Annotated in this window: 14 protein-coding genes; 1 reads left to right on the top strand and 13 read right to left on the bottom strand. The window is 63.8% G+C overall.

From position 1 onward, the window contains the following. Positions 1-631: 631 nt before the first annotated feature. The 11 genes from EFAMC2_RS05040 to EFAMC2_RS04990 form a co-directional block, all read right to left on the bottom strand. A complete protein-coding gene (locus tag EFAMC2_RS05040; RefSeq protein WP_187325159.1) occupies positions 632-802 on the bottom strand; it encodes a hypothetical protein in 171 nt (56 codons plus the stop codon). Positions 803-905: 103 nt separating this feature from the next. Beyond that, complete coding sequence (locus EFAMC2_RS05035; protein WP_154027728.1) at positions 906-2,207, bottom strand: hypothetical protein; 1,302 nt, start codon at positions 2,205-2,207, stop codon at positions 906-908. Between the two features lie 1,616 nt (positions 2,208-3,823). Continuing rightward, positions 3,824-4,774: an ROK family protein gene (locus tag EFAMC2_RS05030; protein ID WP_154027726.1), complete on the bottom strand. Its 951-nt coding sequence runs from the start codon at positions 4,772-4,774 to the stop codon at positions 3,824-3,826. A 351-nt stretch (positions 4,775-5,125) separates the two neighbouring features. Continuing rightward, the gene (gene nagA, locus EFAMC2_RS05025; protein WP_154027724.1) at positions 5,126-6,304 is read right to left on the bottom strand and encodes an N-acetylglucosamine-6-phosphate deacetylase; all 1,179 of its coding nucleotides are present in this window, start codon (positions 6,302-6,304) and stop codon (positions 5,126-5,128) included. A gap of 362 nt (positions 6,305-6,666) precedes the next feature. Beyond that, complete coding sequence (locus EFAMC2_RS05020; RefSeq protein WP_154027722.1) at positions 6,667-7,836, bottom strand: SIS domain-containing protein; 1,170 nt, start codon at positions 7,834-7,836, stop codon at positions 6,667-6,669. A 162-nt stretch (positions 7,837-7,998) separates the two neighbouring features. Next, on the bottom strand, positions 7,999-8,727 hold the full coding sequence (locus EFAMC2_RS05015; protein WP_154027720.1) for a GntR family transcriptional regulator: 729 nt from the start codon (positions 8,725-8,727) through the stop codon (positions 7,999-8,001). Between the two features lie 183 nt (positions 8,728-8,910). Next, positions 8,911-9,999 carry a PTS system mannose/fructose/sorbose family transporter subunit IID gene (locus tag EFAMC2_RS05010; RefSeq protein WP_154027718.1) on the bottom strand — a complete coding sequence of 363 codons (1,089 nt, stop codon included), beginning with the start codon at positions 9,997-9,999 and terminating at the stop codon, positions 8,911-8,913. Further along, positions 9,989-10,786 (bottom strand): PTS mannose/fructose/sorbose/N-acetylgalactosamine transporter subunit IIC, encoded by a 798-nt coding sequence (locus EFAMC2_RS05005; protein ID WP_154027716.1) that lies wholly within the window; start codon positions 10,784-10,786, stop codon positions 9,989-9,991. Before EFAMC2_RS05005 ends, EFAMC2_RS05010 begins: the two co-directional genes overlap by 11 nt. Before the next feature lie 149 nt (positions 10,787-10,935). Next, entirely contained in the window at positions 10,936-11,418 is a 483-nt protein-coding gene (agaB, locus tag EFAMC2_RS05000; RefSeq protein ID WP_154027714.1) for a PTS galactosamine transporter subunit IIB, read from the bottom strand. A gap of 209 nt (positions 11,419-11,627) precedes the next feature. Beyond that, entirely contained in the window at positions 11,628-11,915 is a 288-nt protein-coding gene (gene yajC / locus EFAMC2_RS04995; RefSeq protein WP_154027712.1) for a preprotein translocase subunit YajC, read from the bottom strand. A 3-nt stretch (positions 11,916-11,918) separates the two neighbouring features. Next, positions 11,919-12,365 (bottom strand): PTS sugar transporter subunit IIA, encoded by a 447-nt coding sequence (locus EFAMC2_RS04990; protein WP_154027710.1) that lies wholly within the window; start codon positions 12,363-12,365, stop codon positions 11,919-11,921. Positions 12,366-13,076: 711 nt separating this feature from the next. On the opposite strand from EFAMC2_RS04990, the gene EFAMC2_RS04985 reads away from it, so the two are divergent. After that, a complete protein-coding gene (locus tag EFAMC2_RS04985) occupies positions 13,077-14,009 on the top strand; it encodes a 1-phosphofructokinase family hexose kinase (RefSeq protein ID WP_154027708.1) in 933 nt (310 codons plus the stop codon). A gap of 177 nt (positions 14,010-14,186) precedes the next feature. On the opposite strand, the gene EFAMC2_RS04980 is transcribed toward EFAMC2_RS04985, so the two are convergent. Together EFAMC2_RS04980 and EFAMC2_RS04975 are read right to left on the bottom strand one after the other, a co-directional pair. After that, entirely contained in the window at positions 14,187-14,996 is an 810-nt protein-coding gene (locus tag EFAMC2_RS04980; protein ID WP_154027706.1) for an HAD family hydrolase, read from the bottom strand. Then, a complete protein-coding gene (locus tag EFAMC2_RS04975; protein ID WP_154027704.1) occupies positions 14,993-15,823 on the bottom strand; it encodes a DeoR/GlpR family DNA-binding transcription regulator in 831 nt (276 codons plus the stop codon). The genes EFAMC2_RS04980 and EFAMC2_RS04975 overlap by 4 nt, the downstream gene beginning before the upstream one ends. Positions 15,824-16,394 lie beyond the last annotated feature (571 nt).

Genomic DNA, 16,394 nt, shown 5'->3' with positions numbered 1-16,394 from the left:
CTGAGGAAGACCACTCGGGCACGTTCGTCCCAAACGGTCCCCTGCCAGCAGCTAAATCTCATCAATTTGCTGCTCCAGCGCGTCCAATATGAGCCAACCAGAGCTTTCAACAGGCTGCCTCGGCCCAAGCCGATGCCACTAGAACGCAATCGCCCCGATTCCTGGACAAACCTCCAGTACGTCGCGCCCCCACTTCGCAATCGGCCCGATTCCTGGACAGACATCAGGGGACGGCGCCACGCCAGCACGGCCCAACTTGCCCGCCCAGGCAAAGACCGCGGTGCGCCACAACTCCACTGGGAATCGGTCCGATTCCCGGACAGACACCAGGGGACGGCGCCACGCCGACACGACTCGACTCGCCCACCCAGGCAATGAACGCAGCAAGCCGCGTCCCGGCTCGTGATCGACCCGATTCCTGGACGGGTCTCAAGGAGCGTATGCCGCCGTCGCTCGAGCATCCCGCGTTTCAGATGAATTCCTGCGAGGCGCAGCCCACCCTCCACCTGGGGCGAGGTCAACCCTCCGCCCCGATTCCGGCGCGTGCGGCGCGTGGCAGCGTCCGCATGGGACAGGGCGAGGTCCACCCTCCACCCCGATTCCGGCGCCGACGCCTGCGCGGGCGTCAGTTTCAGCGCCTGCAGAACGCCAACGCCGGCACCTTCGTCAGCGCCGATGCCCGCACCAAGGCGGGCGCCGGGATCAGCGCCAGTGCCTGCACCAACACCCGCCTCGGCTCCGACGCCTGCACTAACACCCGCGTCAGCGCCAACACCTGCACCAACGCGAGCGCCAACAGCAATGTCGGTCCTCGCGCCCACACCAACGTCAGCACCAAATCCAGTACATGGCCCAACGCCAGCGAAAGCGCTCGCCCGGTTCGAGCTGACCGGGCTGATCACCCCTTACTCTCCCACCGTCAGCTTCGCCCCCGAGATGTAGCGCTTCCACAAGGCAAGCTGCCGCGCCCAGGTGGCCCTGATCTTTTCGGTCTCGGCGTCGCCTGACGGAAGCCTTGTTGCCCCAGGAGACCATGGCCGCTTGCGCACATTCAGCGCGCGCCGCACCTGGTCGAACACCCTCATGAGCGCAAGGTAATCGGCGGCATGACCGGCGGTTATCGTAAAGTGCGCCAGTCCCCCGTCGGCCTGGAACTCATTTCTGCGCGTGGCGTCGCGCTGCGCCGTCTTTGCCTCAAGATGCGTGGCCGTAGCGTCATATTCAACACCAGCCCTCCTCACCTTCTTGTCACGCCCCACTGCGGATATGAGAATGTCTGGCCGGCGCGCAATCGTCTTCTTTCCTCCGACGTCAGACCCATCGGCCAATACCAGCAGTTCGTTCATCGAGATGTAGCCAAGCCCGAATCCACCGTACTTGGGAGGAAGCCCCAGGGCCATCGCCAGGGCGGACTCCATGGGTGACAGCGACCCGCCCCGAATGTGCACGAGCGCCACCTGCGCCCTATGCGTGCCGGCAACGTTTCCCGCCTCACGCACGTAATTCTCCAGATCCGCCACGGTCGTAAGGGGTGCATCACCGTCTTTTCTCAGACAAATGCCTTCCGGGATGCTCTTGTCCAATCGATAGCCCGAACAAAGTGCATAGCCAACCGCCACGAGGTCTTGAACCGGTAGCAACGTCGCCATCTGGAGAAAGACCAGCGCCGGTGAGGCTACATGCACGGTTTTGCCGGCAATGTGCGTGCGCACAAAGGATCCCGACTGGGGCTTCAGCGTGCTTACGTGCATGACCACACCCGGCAATTCACGCCGGGCGGGCGCAGACCCCACGAGAACGTGGATGCGCCTGTCCTTGAGATGGTCGAAGGGCTCCTTGCTCGCCTTCGCGCCTTGGTTCCTTCCCGAGCCCCGCTCGTGCTTGTTCGCCTTGACTGCAGTTTCTGCCTCTTCTTCGGATGGCCTCAAAGGAGAGTCGGGCTTCTGGCAAGCGCCGTTTTGCCGCGCCTCGCTGGCACAAAGCTCCCCATCGATGCGGGGCTGAACCTTGTTGGAGGAACCCTTGGCAGAAGGTGAGCCCTCGACCGGAGGATTGGCATCCAAGATGTTCGAGAGCGCTTGGAGCCATGCCTTTGGCGGAGGGGCGGTCGGAAGCGCATCGGCACGGCTCTGCCGTTTTCCGACTGCGGGATTCTCGTTGTGGAGAAGCCATCGGAGCGCCGTGGTATGTGAGATGCAAATATCCATGCAAGCAACGGTACGTCCCAGGCACGGTATTTGAACTGGCATTTCATTGTCTGCCGGCGAACGGTTGATAACAGCTTGTTTGTTTTTTGTCCGCCGACAGAGAAATCAAACAACCCGAATCGCGTACCGGCGACTCTTCGAGCGGGTTCACAGGGCACACACATCTTGACCGCGCAAAACCACCGGCGCCTTTCGACGAACGGTACCTCGCCTGCGGCACGGCCCAGCCATCTCGTTGCCCTCGGCTACCGCTCAATTGCCCGCACTCGCTAAAACTGCACACGCGTTCATGCCATGCGCCAATGCCGCTCTCGACGCCGCCGCTTACGCCGTTGCCGTTTGCCTCATTGCCGTTCGCGTCGCCGCCGCTTGCGCCGTTGCCTTACGCGCACTGCCCGCGTCGCCGTCGCTTGCGCCGTTGCCGAACGCGCACTGCTCGCGTCGCTGCCGCTCGCATCGCTACCGCTCGCCCAACAACGTATGCGTTCTACGACCGTGCTAACCTCGCCGAATCCAGCCAATGGTTGGCCGTCCCCTCCTGTCCACGAAACGAGGCGTTTGCGTTCCAAAGGCAGAGATGAGGCCAGTTTGTCCACGAATCGGGGTCGTTGCGATGGCGCGGCACGCGTGCGCGCAGTTCGCCCAGGATTCCAGCGCCGATGGGACCCTCCGACGTGAACAAATAGCGCGTTCGTCCACCCTTTTAGCCTGAAAAGGGACAATATGCGGCTTCACCATCACGGACGCCACGCGCAATCGAGCGCATTCGCGGGTGGACGAGAGGCAGTCCGGGCGAGGGCGGATGCACCGCATGGGCAATCGCACGAGTTCGTGGACAAAAGAGGGGTTGCAGACGCCCCGGCTTCGCAACCGCGGAGATTCGTGGACAGAGTGAAAGGATGAAGGGAGTCAAGGGGGCGGCCCCAGAAAAGGCACCCCTGTCCCCAGGGCAGACTGAACTGCAGACGCCCCGGCTTCGCAACCGCGGAGATTCGTGGATAGAGTGAAAGAATGAAGGGCGTACCGACGTCGAGGATACATGGGAGGGGGCGTCGCCTGACCAACACCCCCGTACGATCAAACGGATCGCGCTAGAAACCCGTTGCGAGGCGATGCAAACCGTAGTGGGCGCAACAATAAGAGGGAGGTCGGAACACCAGAAAAGCGGGACCACCAGAGTGACCCCGCTCAAGAGGAGCAAATCTTGCCTATTGGCATTGCCGAGCAGATCGGACCTTACCGCGTGGCCTTACGAGAACCTTGCCTTCTGGACCACTCGGACGACGCGAGTCTTGCTCTTGGCATTGCTGAGCAGTTCGGACCTTACCGCATGGCATTGCTCAGGTAGCGAGAACCTTGTCTTCTGGACCGCTCGGACGACGCGAGTCTTGCTTTTGGCATTGTCGGGCGGCGCGAATCTTGCTGTTTTTTGCCCCGCCCGCCGCCCTCACCTACTCGCGCCTTTGCCTGATACTCAGGGACAAGAAGCCGCACGCAGATAGCGTCGAACATGCCGGCGTTGTTGCCGATCTCACCCGACAGGCTCGCTCAGCGCACTCGCACGCCACGCTTGCCCGCCGCTCTTATCCGCAACCCTCGCTGACCGCCGCCCTCGCCTACTCCTCAGAGGCGAGCAGGCCCACGTAGGCGGCACCGAACATGCCGGCGTTATTGCCGAGCTGGGCTGCGACGATGGGCGTATCGGCCGAGCAGGACAGCACGTAGTGACGGAAGCGTTCCTCCAGCTCGTCGTGAAAGAGGGGCAGCGCGCCAGCCACGCCGCCGCCGAGCACGTAGCGCTCGGGGTCAACCACGCCGGAGATGATCGAGAGCGCCAGGCCCAGGCGGTCACACATGAGCGACACGGCGGCCTTCGCGGCCTCATCGCCCTTCTGATAGGCACCAAAGAGCGACAGCGTATCCGTGTCGCCGGAGAGCTCCACGGGCTCCTGCCCACGCTTGGCGCACTCCTCGCGATAGACGCGCACCATGCCCTTGGCAGAAACGTACTGCTCAAGGCAACCGTGACGCCCGCAGCCGCACTCCAACGGCTCGGAGGGGTTCACGCAGATGTGGCCGATCTCGCCCGCAGCGCCGTTGGCACCGGCAGCCACGCGGCCATCGATGACGACGCCACCGCCCACGCCCGTGCCAAGCGTCAGCAGCACGCAGCTGCTGAGGCCCTGGGCCCCACCGCGCCACAGCTCGCCCATCGCCGCGGCATTGGCGTCGTTCACGGCACGCACGACCGCCTTGGGGAAGTGCTCCGCGAGCGCCTTCTGCAGACCAAAGAGGTTGAGCCGCATGTTTGCGACAACCTTGACGTCGCCGTCGGCGGGAATGGGGCACGGAACGGCCAGGCCGATGCCGAGCACCTCGTCACCGGCGGCCTCGACTGACGCCACGAGCTCGTCGATGCCGCGGGTCACGGCGTCGTAGCCCCGCCCGTCAACGAGGGGCGGCGTGGGCACAGACAGGTTGCCGAGCTTCTCGCCCTCCCTCGTGAAGATGCCGGGCTTCACGGTGGTTCCGCCAATATCGATGCCCACGAACAGTTCCTTGGCCATGGCTGGCTCCCCTCTTTTCGCGGCGACGCCCCGCACGCTGGCACGGGGCGTCGCCTGTCTCTCGGTCGAACAAATACCAGCATACCGGCATCAACCGGCCGGTTTGGCCGCGCTCCGGGAGTGGCCCGCAGACGGCCGGCGCACATCCGCGAGCGCCGCCGGAGGACCAGCCTCGTCACGCGTGGAGCCGGGCGCAACGCCGGGCCCGGCCCCCGCGCAGCCGATCGCAAGCACCAGCGAGAGCTCGTCCACGCCGAACGCTGGTCCCACCGCAGGCGCAAATCCAGCCGCACCACGCTTCGCACATCCGCGAGCGCCAAACCCCGGCAGCTGCCCCGCGGCCGAGGCGCCCTACTCCGCGGCACCCACGCTCACACCGCCCACGTAAGTCTCCTTGAGGTTGAGCTCGTGGTCGAACACAACGAAGTCCGCGTCACGGCCCGGCTTGATCGAGCCGCACTTGCCGTCGATGCGGGCGGAGCGCGCCGGCACCTCGGTGGCCATGCGGATGGCCTGCTCGGCCGTGGCGATGCTCCAGTCCACCATGTTCTTGACCCCGCGCGCGAGGGTAAGCACCGAGCCGGCGATGCTGCCCTTGCTGCCGTCCTCGTTACGCAGGTAGCAAAGGTTGTTCTCAAGTACCACGGGCAGCCCGCCGCTCATGTAGTTGCCCTCGGGCAGGCCGCCGCAGCCCAGGCAGTCCGTGATGAGCACGCAGTGCTGCCAGCCCTTGGCGCGCACGAGCGCGTCGATGGCCGCCGGCTGCACGTGGCGGCCGTCGCAGATGATCTCGGCGTAGGTCTCGGGCGTGGACATGGCGCAACCCACCACGCCCGGCTCGCGATGGTGCAGGCCGCGCTGTCCGTTGTAGGTGTGCACGAAGACGGTGGCGCCGGCGTTCACGGCGGCGAGGGACTCGGCATACGTGGCGTCGGAGTGGCCGATGGCCGTCACCACGCCCTCGGCATCCAGCGCAGCGATGTACTCGAGCGCGCCGGGCTTCTCGGCGGCGAGGGCGCTCTTGACGATGCGGCCCTCGGCGGCCTCCTGCCAGCGCCTGTAGATGTCGTACTTGGGATCAATCAGGTACTTGGGGTTCTGCGCGCCCTTGTGGGCCTCCGTGAAGAACGGGCCCTCCAGGTAGACGCCCTGGATGCGGGCACCCAGGAAGTCGTCGCCGCGCGAGTCGTCGGCCTTGGCAATGGCGGCGCAGCTCTCCGCCAGGTCGTCCACGCTCTGCGTGAACGTGGTGGGCAGCCACGACGTGGTGCCGTGCTTGGCGAGCGCCAGGCTGGAGGCGTTGATGCCATCGGCGTCGTTGTCCGTGGTGGCGTGGCCATAGAAGCCATGGATGTGCGTGTCCACCATGCCCGGCGCGATCCAACTGCCGCTGTAGTCACGCACCTCCACGCCCTCGGGCGCTTCCTCGCCCCAGTGGCCAAACGTGCCGTCGGTCACGGTGAGGTAGCCACCGAGCACCGCAGCGCCCGGGAGAAAGAACTTATCCGCCTTGATTGCAAACGTACTCATGCAAGCGTCCCTTCGACGATACGACAGAGGAAAGCAGGCGTACTTCTGCGCGTGGCAAGGCGCCTGCCGCCCTTGCCACATCGGGAGCGCCCACCCCGTCCGAAGACGTGACGGGCGCCTGCGTGCCAGCTATTTGATACCCAGACGGTACGGATTTCCCACGGCCAAAAGGCCATAGCTTTGGCAGGGAGCACGGATTCCCTTCGCGCCAACAGGCCAAAGCCTCGCCGGAGGGTACGAATTCCCTTCGCGCCAAAAGGCCAAAGCCTCGCCGGAAGGTACGGACCACCATTCGAGCCAACAGGCCAAAGCCTCGGCAGAAAGGGAGCGGTGGCGAGAGAATCGGTCGCCTCGCCCGCCCCTTACGCCTCGAACGGGTGAATCGTCACACCCTTGACCACGCGGTTCACGGTGCCCGTGGGACTCGGGGTGTCCGGCGTGTTGCCAACCTTCACGGAGTTGAGCAGGCTCACCACCTGGCCCACCATCACGAACGGCAGCGCCAGGTAGCCTTCCGGCATCTCGTCGTAGCCGCCAAACGTGAAGCTCTCGCGTTCGAACTGGGTCTCGCCCGCCTGCTGCACGGCGATGGTCTTCTCGGCAATGCCATCGCCGTCGATCTCGTGCAGGATGTCGAGGTCGTACTGGCGGGTATAGGCATCGTTGTTCACGAAGACAAAGACGAGGGTCTTGCCGTCCACGAAGCTCTTGGGCCCGTGGCGATAGCCCATCGAGGTGTCGAACGAGGTGGCCACGAGGCCATGCGCGAGCTCGAGAATCTTGAGCTGCGTCTCCTGGGCGAGGCCACCGAAGGAACCCGAGCCCAGGTAGGTGACGCGGTTGTAGCCGCCGTCGAGAAAGGCGGCAATCTCATCCTCGCGGTTGATGACCTCGGCACCCATCTCGGAGATGGTCTTGACCCAGGCGGCCTTCTGCTCGTCCGAGGCCTCGTCAAAGATCAGGGTGGCCAGAAGCGTCATGCACGAGTAGCTGCCCGTCATGGCGAAGCCCTTGTCGTTGGCGCGCGGGATGAGGAGCGTGAGCGCGTCCGGGTCATCGGCCGACCGCACGGCGAGGTGTCCCTCGGGCGCGCAGGTAATGTTCAAGAACTTGATGTTGTCGCAGACCTTGCGGGCTACGTCCACCGCAGCCAGGCTCTCCGGGCTGTTGCCCGAGCGCGCGAAGCTCACGAGCAGCGTGGGGTCCTTGGCGCGCAGGAAGTCGAGCGGGGCACTCACGATGTCGGTGGTAGCGATGGGCTTGAAGTCGTATGCGTCCGTGTTGCCGGCGCGGCGCAGGTACGGGGAGCAGGTATCGCCCACATAGTCCGAGGTGCCGGCGCCTGTGAAGACCACCGTGAGCCTGCCCGAGCCCGCCATGGCGCGCGCCTCGGCGAGGAAGGCCTCGATGACATCCTTGTTGGCCTTGTAGATCTCGAGCGTGTCCTCCCACAGCCCCGGCTGCTGGGCGATCTCGGTGGTGGTGATGTCGGCCCCCAGGGCCTTCAGCTCCTCGGCGCTCTTCTCGAACATGCGGCGGCTCCTTCCCGACGGCCCGGCGGGCCCTCTTGGCTTACCCCAACCCCAGATGGGGTCTTCCTGTAGTTTCATTGCGTGCTTACTGGTAGGTACCAGATAACAACTATGGCTATACCTTAAGGCCCTAAATAGCTGCAGGCCCAATCATCTGCAAGTTTAGCTTCTATAGTGCGAAATCTTGTACTTAAACTGGTCCGCACGAGCAACGCTCAACGTAAACTCGATAACGTCGTTGTGGTCGCTGTACGTGGTGCGGACGAGGTCGAGCACGGGCGCGCCCTCCTTGATGCCCAGGTGATGGGCGTCCTCGGGGCGCGCGATGCTGGCGAAGAACTCCTCCTCGGCCACGCGAATCTTCTCGTGGTAGTCGCGCTCGATGATCTCATAGAGCGCGGCATGCTCCAGCTGGTCGCGCGTGAGGGCCATGAAGTTGCGCATGGGCAGGTACGTGCGCTCGAGCATCATGGGGATGCCGTCCGCCGCGCGCAGGCGCTTCATGCGAAAGAGCTTGTCGCCGATGTGCATGTTCATGCGCATGGCCAGATACTTGTTGGCCTCGATGGGCTGAAACTCCAGGATGGTGGTCTTGGGGACGCGGCCCATGCGGCGCATCTGGTCCGTGAAGCTGTAGGTCTGCGTGAGGTTGGTTGCCTGGGTGTCCTGGGCGGCCACGAAGGTGCCCTTGCCGTGGCGGCGATACACGAGCCCCAGGCTCTCGAGCTCCTGCAAGGCGAGCCTCACCGTGGTGCGCGAGAGCCCATAGCGCTCGGTAAGCTCGCGCTCAGACGGAAGCTGGTCGTTGGGCTTGAGCTCGTTCGCGATCTTGTCGCGCAGGATGTCGACCAGCTGGTCATACAGCGGCTGCTTCCTCGATATGGCGCCCATGCCATAGCCTCCCCTACCTACAAGCTTAGTCGTACCTGAAAGAAGTTGCCCTACGTTAACGGCAACCTTCACCGAGAAAAGGACCGCGGCTCCCACACGCATGCGCGGAAGGCCGCGGCCCTTTGTGCTCGGACAAGAGGTGGGACGCGCGTCCGCGAGGCGCGCGTCCCGGGTGCGTAGCTCTTACCAGAGACCGGTCCACCACTCGATGCCGAACCACTCGTTGAGCGGGAAGGCGCCGATGATGCCGATGGCGAGAACGAGAACGATGCCGGCCATCGGGGTGAAGTTCTTCTTGGAGAAGAGGAAGTAGAGCAACATGACGAGCGCCAGCGGGACGAGCTTGGGCATGACGGTGTCGAGCGTGTCGGCCACGGAGAAGGAGACCGGGGCAGACGTGATCGTGGCATAGGTCACGGAGCTGTAGCCGTTGCCGAGGTCGGTCACGCCGGTCTTGACGGGGTCACCGTTGGCGTCGGCGGCCTTGAGGGCGGCGCCGTCGGCGTCCTTGGTGCCCACGGAGCCAACCTCGTCACCGATGGCGATATCGAACTTGGAGACGTCGGCGTTGGGGACGGTGACCGTGGAGGCCGTATAGGTGTTCGTGGTGCCGTTGGGGATCACGAGGTTGATCTGCGTGCCACCCATGGCAACCGTCAGGCAGCCAACCACGAAGCAGCCCATGATGGCAGCGGCGCGGGTAAAGGCCTGCATCGAGCCCATGAGCGCGTCGATGGCGCTGGTGCCGAGCTTGTAGGCCCAGTTCATGAGGCCAAAGCGGCAGGCGAACAGCGCGGCATGGAACACGACCAGGAAGATGATCGGGCCAAGGATGTTGCCGGAGATGGCCATGTTGGAGGTGATGCCGGCCGTGATGGGTACGAGCGTCAGCCAGAACAGGGCGTCACCGATGCCGCCGAGCGGCGAGGCCGCGGAGATGCGGACGGAACGGATCGTCTGGGTGTCGACCTTGTTCTGCTCGAGCGAGAGCACGATGCCCATGACGAACGTGACGAGGAACGGGTGCGTGTTGATGAAGTCCAGGTTGTGGTACATCGACGCCGCGAGGTCCTTCTTGTTGGTGTGGACCTTCTCGAGGCCGGGCACCATTGCGAAGAGCCAGCCGCCGGACTGCATCGTCTCGTAGTTGAACGAGGACTGGAGCCAGTAGGAGCGCCACACCATGCGGTTCAGCGTTGCCTGGTCGACCTGGGGCGCGGGGGTGAGATCCTCGTAGCGCTCGGGGACGACGAATTCGTTGTTAGATGCCATCGCTCATGTCACCTCCGTCAACAACAGCGCCCTTGAGCTCGGTCTGCTGCTGGAAGTCCCAGTAGGCGAAGCCGAAGCCGATGAGGGCCATGATGAGCAGCATGGGGCTTGCGAGCGCGGGGATGCCGGCCACGACGTTCGTGAGGGCAAAGCCGAGCAGGAAGAAGGCCCACATGTCCTTGTTCATCATGATCTTGAGCAGGATTGCGAAGCCGACGTAGCGCATCATGCCGCCAGCGGCGGAGAGGCCCGTGTTGAGCCATGCGGGAATGGCGTCGACGACGGCCTTGCCGGCGGTCTGGCCGGCGATGAAGAACAAGGTCACGACGATGGCGAAGAGCAGGCCGAGGATGGCCTCGGAAATCACCGTCAGAACCGTGATCTGCCTCGTGTCGGCATTGATGGCCGCAGAGCGGAACATCTCCATCATTGGGGCACGAAGCGTGAAGAACAGCGTCACGCAGTACTGGCCGAGAAGCGCGAACGGGACGGCCGCGGCCGTGGCAACCGTGGGCTCCATGCCCAGCGAGCACGCGAATACGGCGGCGAGGATGCCACCGATGACCGCGTTAGGCGGCTGGGCGCCACCAATCGGCATGTTGCCGATGGTCATGAGCTGGTAGGTACCACCAACAATAAGGCCCGTGTTCATGTCGCCGAGGATGGCGCCGATGATGGGGCCGGTCACGATGGGCTGGTACAGCGACTCGGTGAAGTCGAACTGGTCGATTGCCGCGATGAATGTGACGATGAAGACCAGAGCGATCTGTACGAAGTTGAATTCCATCGTTGCCCCTCCTTTCCTTGGGTAAAATCACGCTTGGCTTTCGTTCCAGCGGACGTGCATACCGAGCATTGCCGCCGGGGTTGGCCCAAGACGCGTGCTCGTTGGTTGCTTTGGACGGGAACCTCGGGCGCGCGTCTTTTATGTATGGCCTACGAGAACAGCTTGTTGACGTCCTCGACAGGCGTGCTCGGAACGCGCCTGATCTCCAGCTCCACCCCCTCTTCCTGAAGCTTGCGGAACGCGGCGACGTCCTCGTCATTGACGGCAACGCTGGTCGCAACCTGCCGCTTCCCCTCCGCCATGTGCATATTGCCGATGTTGACCTTCTTGATCGGCACGCCGCCCTCGACGAGCCTTACGACATCCTCGGGGGACTCGACGACGATAAAGATGTGCTGCCTGGGGGACGCCTTGTGGATGACGTCGATGGTCTTCTGGATGGAGAAGTAGCGCGTGGCGACACCTGAGGGGGCAGCCATGTCCATCAGGCTCTGGCGCATCTTGTTGGTGGCGACGTCATCGTTGGCAACGAGGATCAGGTTGGCGCCGACGGAGCTGTTCCACTGGGTGGCAACCTGGCCGTGAATGAGGCGATTGTCGATGCGGGTGAGGAGAATGTTGGGTTCTGCCATAGTGGCCTCTCTTTCCGGGCGCTCGCGGACGCCCTTCCATCGGGAAGCTCGTACGTCCCGATTGCGTACGGTGATGGCGCCGCGTGGCGCCGGCGGGCCTGGGCCCGCGTCTCCGTGCCTTGCCGGCTTGTACCGGCTGCGCGGAGGACGAGCTCGTGGGCTGCCCCGCGGGCTTGATTCGCGGGGCGCCTCGCGAGGTTGCCTCGCGGCTAGTCGTCCAGGACCTCCTGGATGGCGAAGCGCGAGACGTCGAACGTGGTGCCGTCCTTGACCTTGACCTCTACCACCTCGTCGCCCACCTTGGTGGCCGTGCCGAAGATGCCGCCGCCGAACATGATGCGCTTGCCCGGCTTGAGGTTGGTGTGGAGGTCTGCGAGGAACTGCTTGCGAGCGTTGGTCTTGCGAGCGCTCAGGACGTACGTGATGACGCCCATGATCGCGAGCAGGACCAAGATCACAATCGAGGAGGCGGCGAGGCTGTACCCAAACTCGACCATCGCCTACAGCCCCTCCCCGTCAAACTCGTCCTCGGCCTTTGCGGCGGCGGGCTCGAGCTGCTTGCTCACGATGCCGGAGGGACCAACCTCGAGGGCGAGCGCAACGATCTCGTCGACCGTCATGGCCTCGTTGGCGTTACGCATGAAGAGCGTCTCGATGAGCATGGGGAGGTTGGTGCCGGTAACCACGCGCACTCCCTCGATGTCCTGGGAGGCGAGCATGGCCTGGTTGAAGGGCGTGCCACCGAGCAGGTCGACGAACACCACGACACCCGAGGTGCGCGAGGCCATGGACTCGATGGCGGCATGGAGGTCGTCGCCATAGGTGGCCGCGGCGGCCTCGTCAAAGGGAACTACCTGAAACTCGGGCTGGTCACCGGCCACCATGGCGATGGCGCTGGCGAGGCCGCCCGAAAACGTTCCGTGACCCGTGACGATAAAACCAACCATTGCTGCTCCGATCCTCTGGGTCCTCTCGGCCGACCCGGCTCTTGCCTGACTGACTGGCCTGACTGCGTGACCAATCTGACTGGCTGCCCGGGCGCCTTCTCTTGTGGCCCGGGTTGTTGATGGACTGACGTGCGCGTGCGGATGAAATTGAATGCCGCTCTGGTGGCTGCCATTGGGAAACATAACTGGTAGTAACCACATATCAAGTTCTGTTCCAGTCTAACAGGGCAAGAAGTCCAGTCAAGGAACAGCAAGCTATGATTCCCCGCAACTACCGCTCACAGTATCAGGCGTACCGTTCACCGCTTCTATGCCTGTTATCAGCTATTTTCCGAGCTTAAACATGGCTGTATACAAGTAGACACATTATGTTCGGCGAACGGTAGGCGATCGGTGTTCAACGGTAGAAACTGATATATATGGATGCTTATTGAACGATTTTTTAAGATTTCATGGCGGACTGGTATTAAATCGAACAAAACACGCGACAGTACTGGTTGGAGTTGGACGGTGCGTTGGCGTTGTCTGGCTCTGCGCAAAGGCCCTGCGCCGGCGTTGCCGGCTCGGTTCGGCAGCCCTTCGCCGCCAAGCGGGTGGCTTCCCAACTCCCGGTCTCGCACCGCTGGTCACACGCTTTTTTCGCCCGCCCCACACCGTTATCCGTCCGCACACCGTTATCCGTCCGTATACCGGCTAGCCAAAGGAGCAGCCATGATCACAACGGTCACCCTCAATGCATCCATCGACAAGATTTATACGATTGCCTCCCCGATGGAGGTGGGCGCGGTCCAGCGCGTGGCCACCGTCATCGACAACGCGGGCGGCAAGGGCCTTAACTGCGCCCGCGCCGTCGCCACCTGCGGGGAGAGGGTCTGCGCCACCGGTTTTGTGGGCGGGCACAACGGGGCCTACCTCTGCGAGCGGCTCACGAAGGACGGCATCGCGCATGACTTCGTGCGCACCGCACGGGAGACGCGCTGCTGCTTAAACATCATCGAGCCGTCCAAGCGCTCTACCGAGTTCCTGGAGCCGGGACGCCCCGTTACCGCGGAGGACGTGGCCGCCATCGAGGCCAAGGTGGCCGAACTTGCGGGGAATAGTGATGTGGTGACCTTCAACGGAAGCGTGCCCACGGGCTGCGGCAACGACATTTATCGCACCCTCGTCGCCACCGTGCGCGCCGCCGGCAAGCCCGCGCTGCTCGACACCTCGGGCAAGCTGCTCGTGGGCTCGCTCGATGCCCGCCCCACGATGATCAAGCCCAACACGGACGAGGTCTGCGCAATCCTTGGTCGCAAGCCGGAGTCTCTTGAGGAGGTTGTGGCCGCCGCACGCGAGGTGCGCGAGGCGCATGGCGTGGCACAGGTGGTGGTGTCGCTTGGCGGCGACGGGGCCATCATGAGCTGCGCCGATGGTGAGTTCCGCGGGGTGGCGCCGAAGATCGAGGTTGTGAACACGGTTGGCTCGGGAGACACGATGGTTGGGGCCTTTGCCGTGGCCATCGCGCGCGGAATGGCGCCGGCTGACCAGTTGCGCTATGCCATGGCGTGCGCGAGCGCGAACTGTCTTACGGCGTCGACGGGACATTTTGAGATGGCCTCGGCGGAGGAGCTTATGGCGGGAACGCGGGTCGAGAAGATCTAGCGAATCGCATCGGCTTGGCGGGACATCCCTGCGGTCGGGGTCACTTTCGCTACGCGAAAGTCTCTTAGCCCCTCCCCTCGGGATGTCCCGCCAAGCCTGGGGATATCACTGGCCCCGATCCCGCTCCGAGAGCCCCTCCACCGGCACGGACCATCAGCTTGTTAGGGTGCAGGTAATCTATTTGGTAAAGGGAAAGGCGCCTTGGGCGAGGGCTTCGATGGCCTTGGCCACGGCGTCGGACTCAACGGGGCCGATATGCCAGCGGGCCGCCGCGGCAGCCTCGGGGGTTGCGTTGCCCACTGCCACGGAGTTCTCCACCACGCGGAACATCGGCAGGTCATTGTCCGCATCACCGAAGACGAAGACATCCTCCGGGGCAACGCCCAGGTAGGAGCCCAGGTACTCCACGGCGGCGCCCTTGTTCCAGCCCGTGGGCATCATGTTGGAGAAGCCGGGTCGCGCGAGGTCCACGTCGATGCCGTCCACCTCGCGGTTCAGCGTCTCGGCCAGCTCCCTGTGCGCGCGCTCGCCGCAGCCGATGAAGACATTGGCCTTCACGACCGGCGCGTCGGGCACGGCAGGCGCCAGTTTGCAGGTCTTACCGTAGCTTGGGAAGAGCGGCATCAAGTCCTCGACCGTGCCGGCCACAAGCAGGGGCGTTGCCCCGTCAAAGCAGAGCATGCCCGCATGTGGGTGAGCCAGGACGATCTCCCGGACCTTCTCGAGCGCGTCGTGGGGCAGCACCTTCTCAAAGACCTTCTCGCCCTTGTGGTAGACCTGCATGCCGTTGGTAGCAAGCGCCGTGGCACAGCAGGCGGCATCGCCACCAAAGAAGCGCGGAATCCACGAATAGCCGCGACCGCTCGCGGGACCCACAACGCAGCCGGCATCGAGCGCGGAATGGAAGGCCTCGACCGTGCGCTCCGACACCTCGTTTTTGCCCCAGGGCAGAATGGTTCCGTCGATGTCCGTGAGAATGAGCCTCATGCGTCTCCCCCATCCGGCGAGGCCCCGACGGCTGCCGGGGCAGCTTCGTTTCCAGCCGCCTCTAGCCTAACGCTTGTCTCCTCGAGTTCCGCCGCGATGAGCCCATCTGGGTCCGCCTCCACAACGACAAGGTCAACCTCGCCCGGGAGCGCAAACCGGATGAGGCCGGGAGCGCCCACCTTGGAGGAGTCCATGAGCACAACGCGCCGGTTGGCGCTCGCGAGCATGGCGGTCTTGACCTCGGCCATCTGAGCATAGTTGGTCATGAACCCGCAGCCCGGCACGAAGGACGTGGGGCACAGGAAGGCGCAGTCGGCATGAAGCACCTCAAGGGATCTCAATGCCAGCGGGCCATAGAGGTAGCGGTGGCCCTTGCGGAGCGAGCCGCCCAGCAGCACCGCCTCGACGCCCGGAAGGCTTCGATCGATGAAGTCTGCGATGGTGAAGTCTGCCGTTACCACCGTGACGTCGCGGTACGGCGCCAGGCAGCGCACGAACTCGAGGGCAGTGGTGCCCGAGTCCACCACAAGGGAATCGCCGTCGTGAACGAGGCGGGCGGCATGACGGGCGATTGCGCGTTTGGCCTCGGCGTTCACGTTGACGCGCCGGTCTTGTATGGAGACCGTGATGGTCTTGGAGAGCGAGACCGCGCCGCCGTGCGTGCGCCTGAGCTTGCCGTCGCGCTCGAGGGCATCGAGGTCCGCGCGGGCCGTGACGGTTGAGACGCCAAGCGTGCGGGCGAGGTCTGCCACCTGCACCGATGAAGCCTGGTCCAAGAGACTCAGAATTGCGGCGCGCCGCTCATCGGCAAAGGCCCGGGCGCTCATAGCGCGATTCCGGAAACTCGAATTGGAGAAAAGGGGCAGTTTTGAGCTCTCGCCGCCCATCTGCAGGACCCTCGGCGGGTGCCGTATGTCAATTCAGCGAGCGCCCATCGCAAGGCGTGTTTTTGCGCGCTTCGCCTACCTGCGGTTTTACGAAATACGTTGCGCGAGATGCCGTGGGTCATATCGAAGTTCCCCGTTCTTCTTGCGCTCAAGGCCCCAGATTTCCCGGCCCATCGTTCAAAACTGGGCCTTTTTCGATTTTGAGTTTCAGATAATGCAACCGTCGCAGAGATGTGATGAGTTTGTGAGTAACACTTTTTTCTAGCTTTCTTTTTACAAAGTATAGAGCTTTCTCTTTCTTTGTTTTCTTAGGCCTTTGGTCTTGGAGCCATCTACGGTTGCGCCGAATTCTCAAACTACCCGGCAGCAAAGCCCGCGCGCTGCCGCCTCGTGACCATTGGCGACCACAAGACCCGTCTTCCCGCACCTGCCTTTGCTTTCGAGCCGCTCCCCGAGCAGCTGCCCCACCATTGGGCGCCCGTGCCCGGGCTTTCGTACAATCGCGGCATCA

This window comes from Olsenella uli, assembly GCF_901212655.1.
In the GTDB taxonomy this organism is placed as follows: Bacteria; Actinomycetota; Coriobacteriia; order Coriobacteriales; family Atopobiaceae; genus Parolsenella; species Parolsenella uli_A.
The sequence above is the reverse complement of the archived record's forward strand: the minus strand, read 5'-3'. Positions and strand labels throughout refer to the sequence as shown.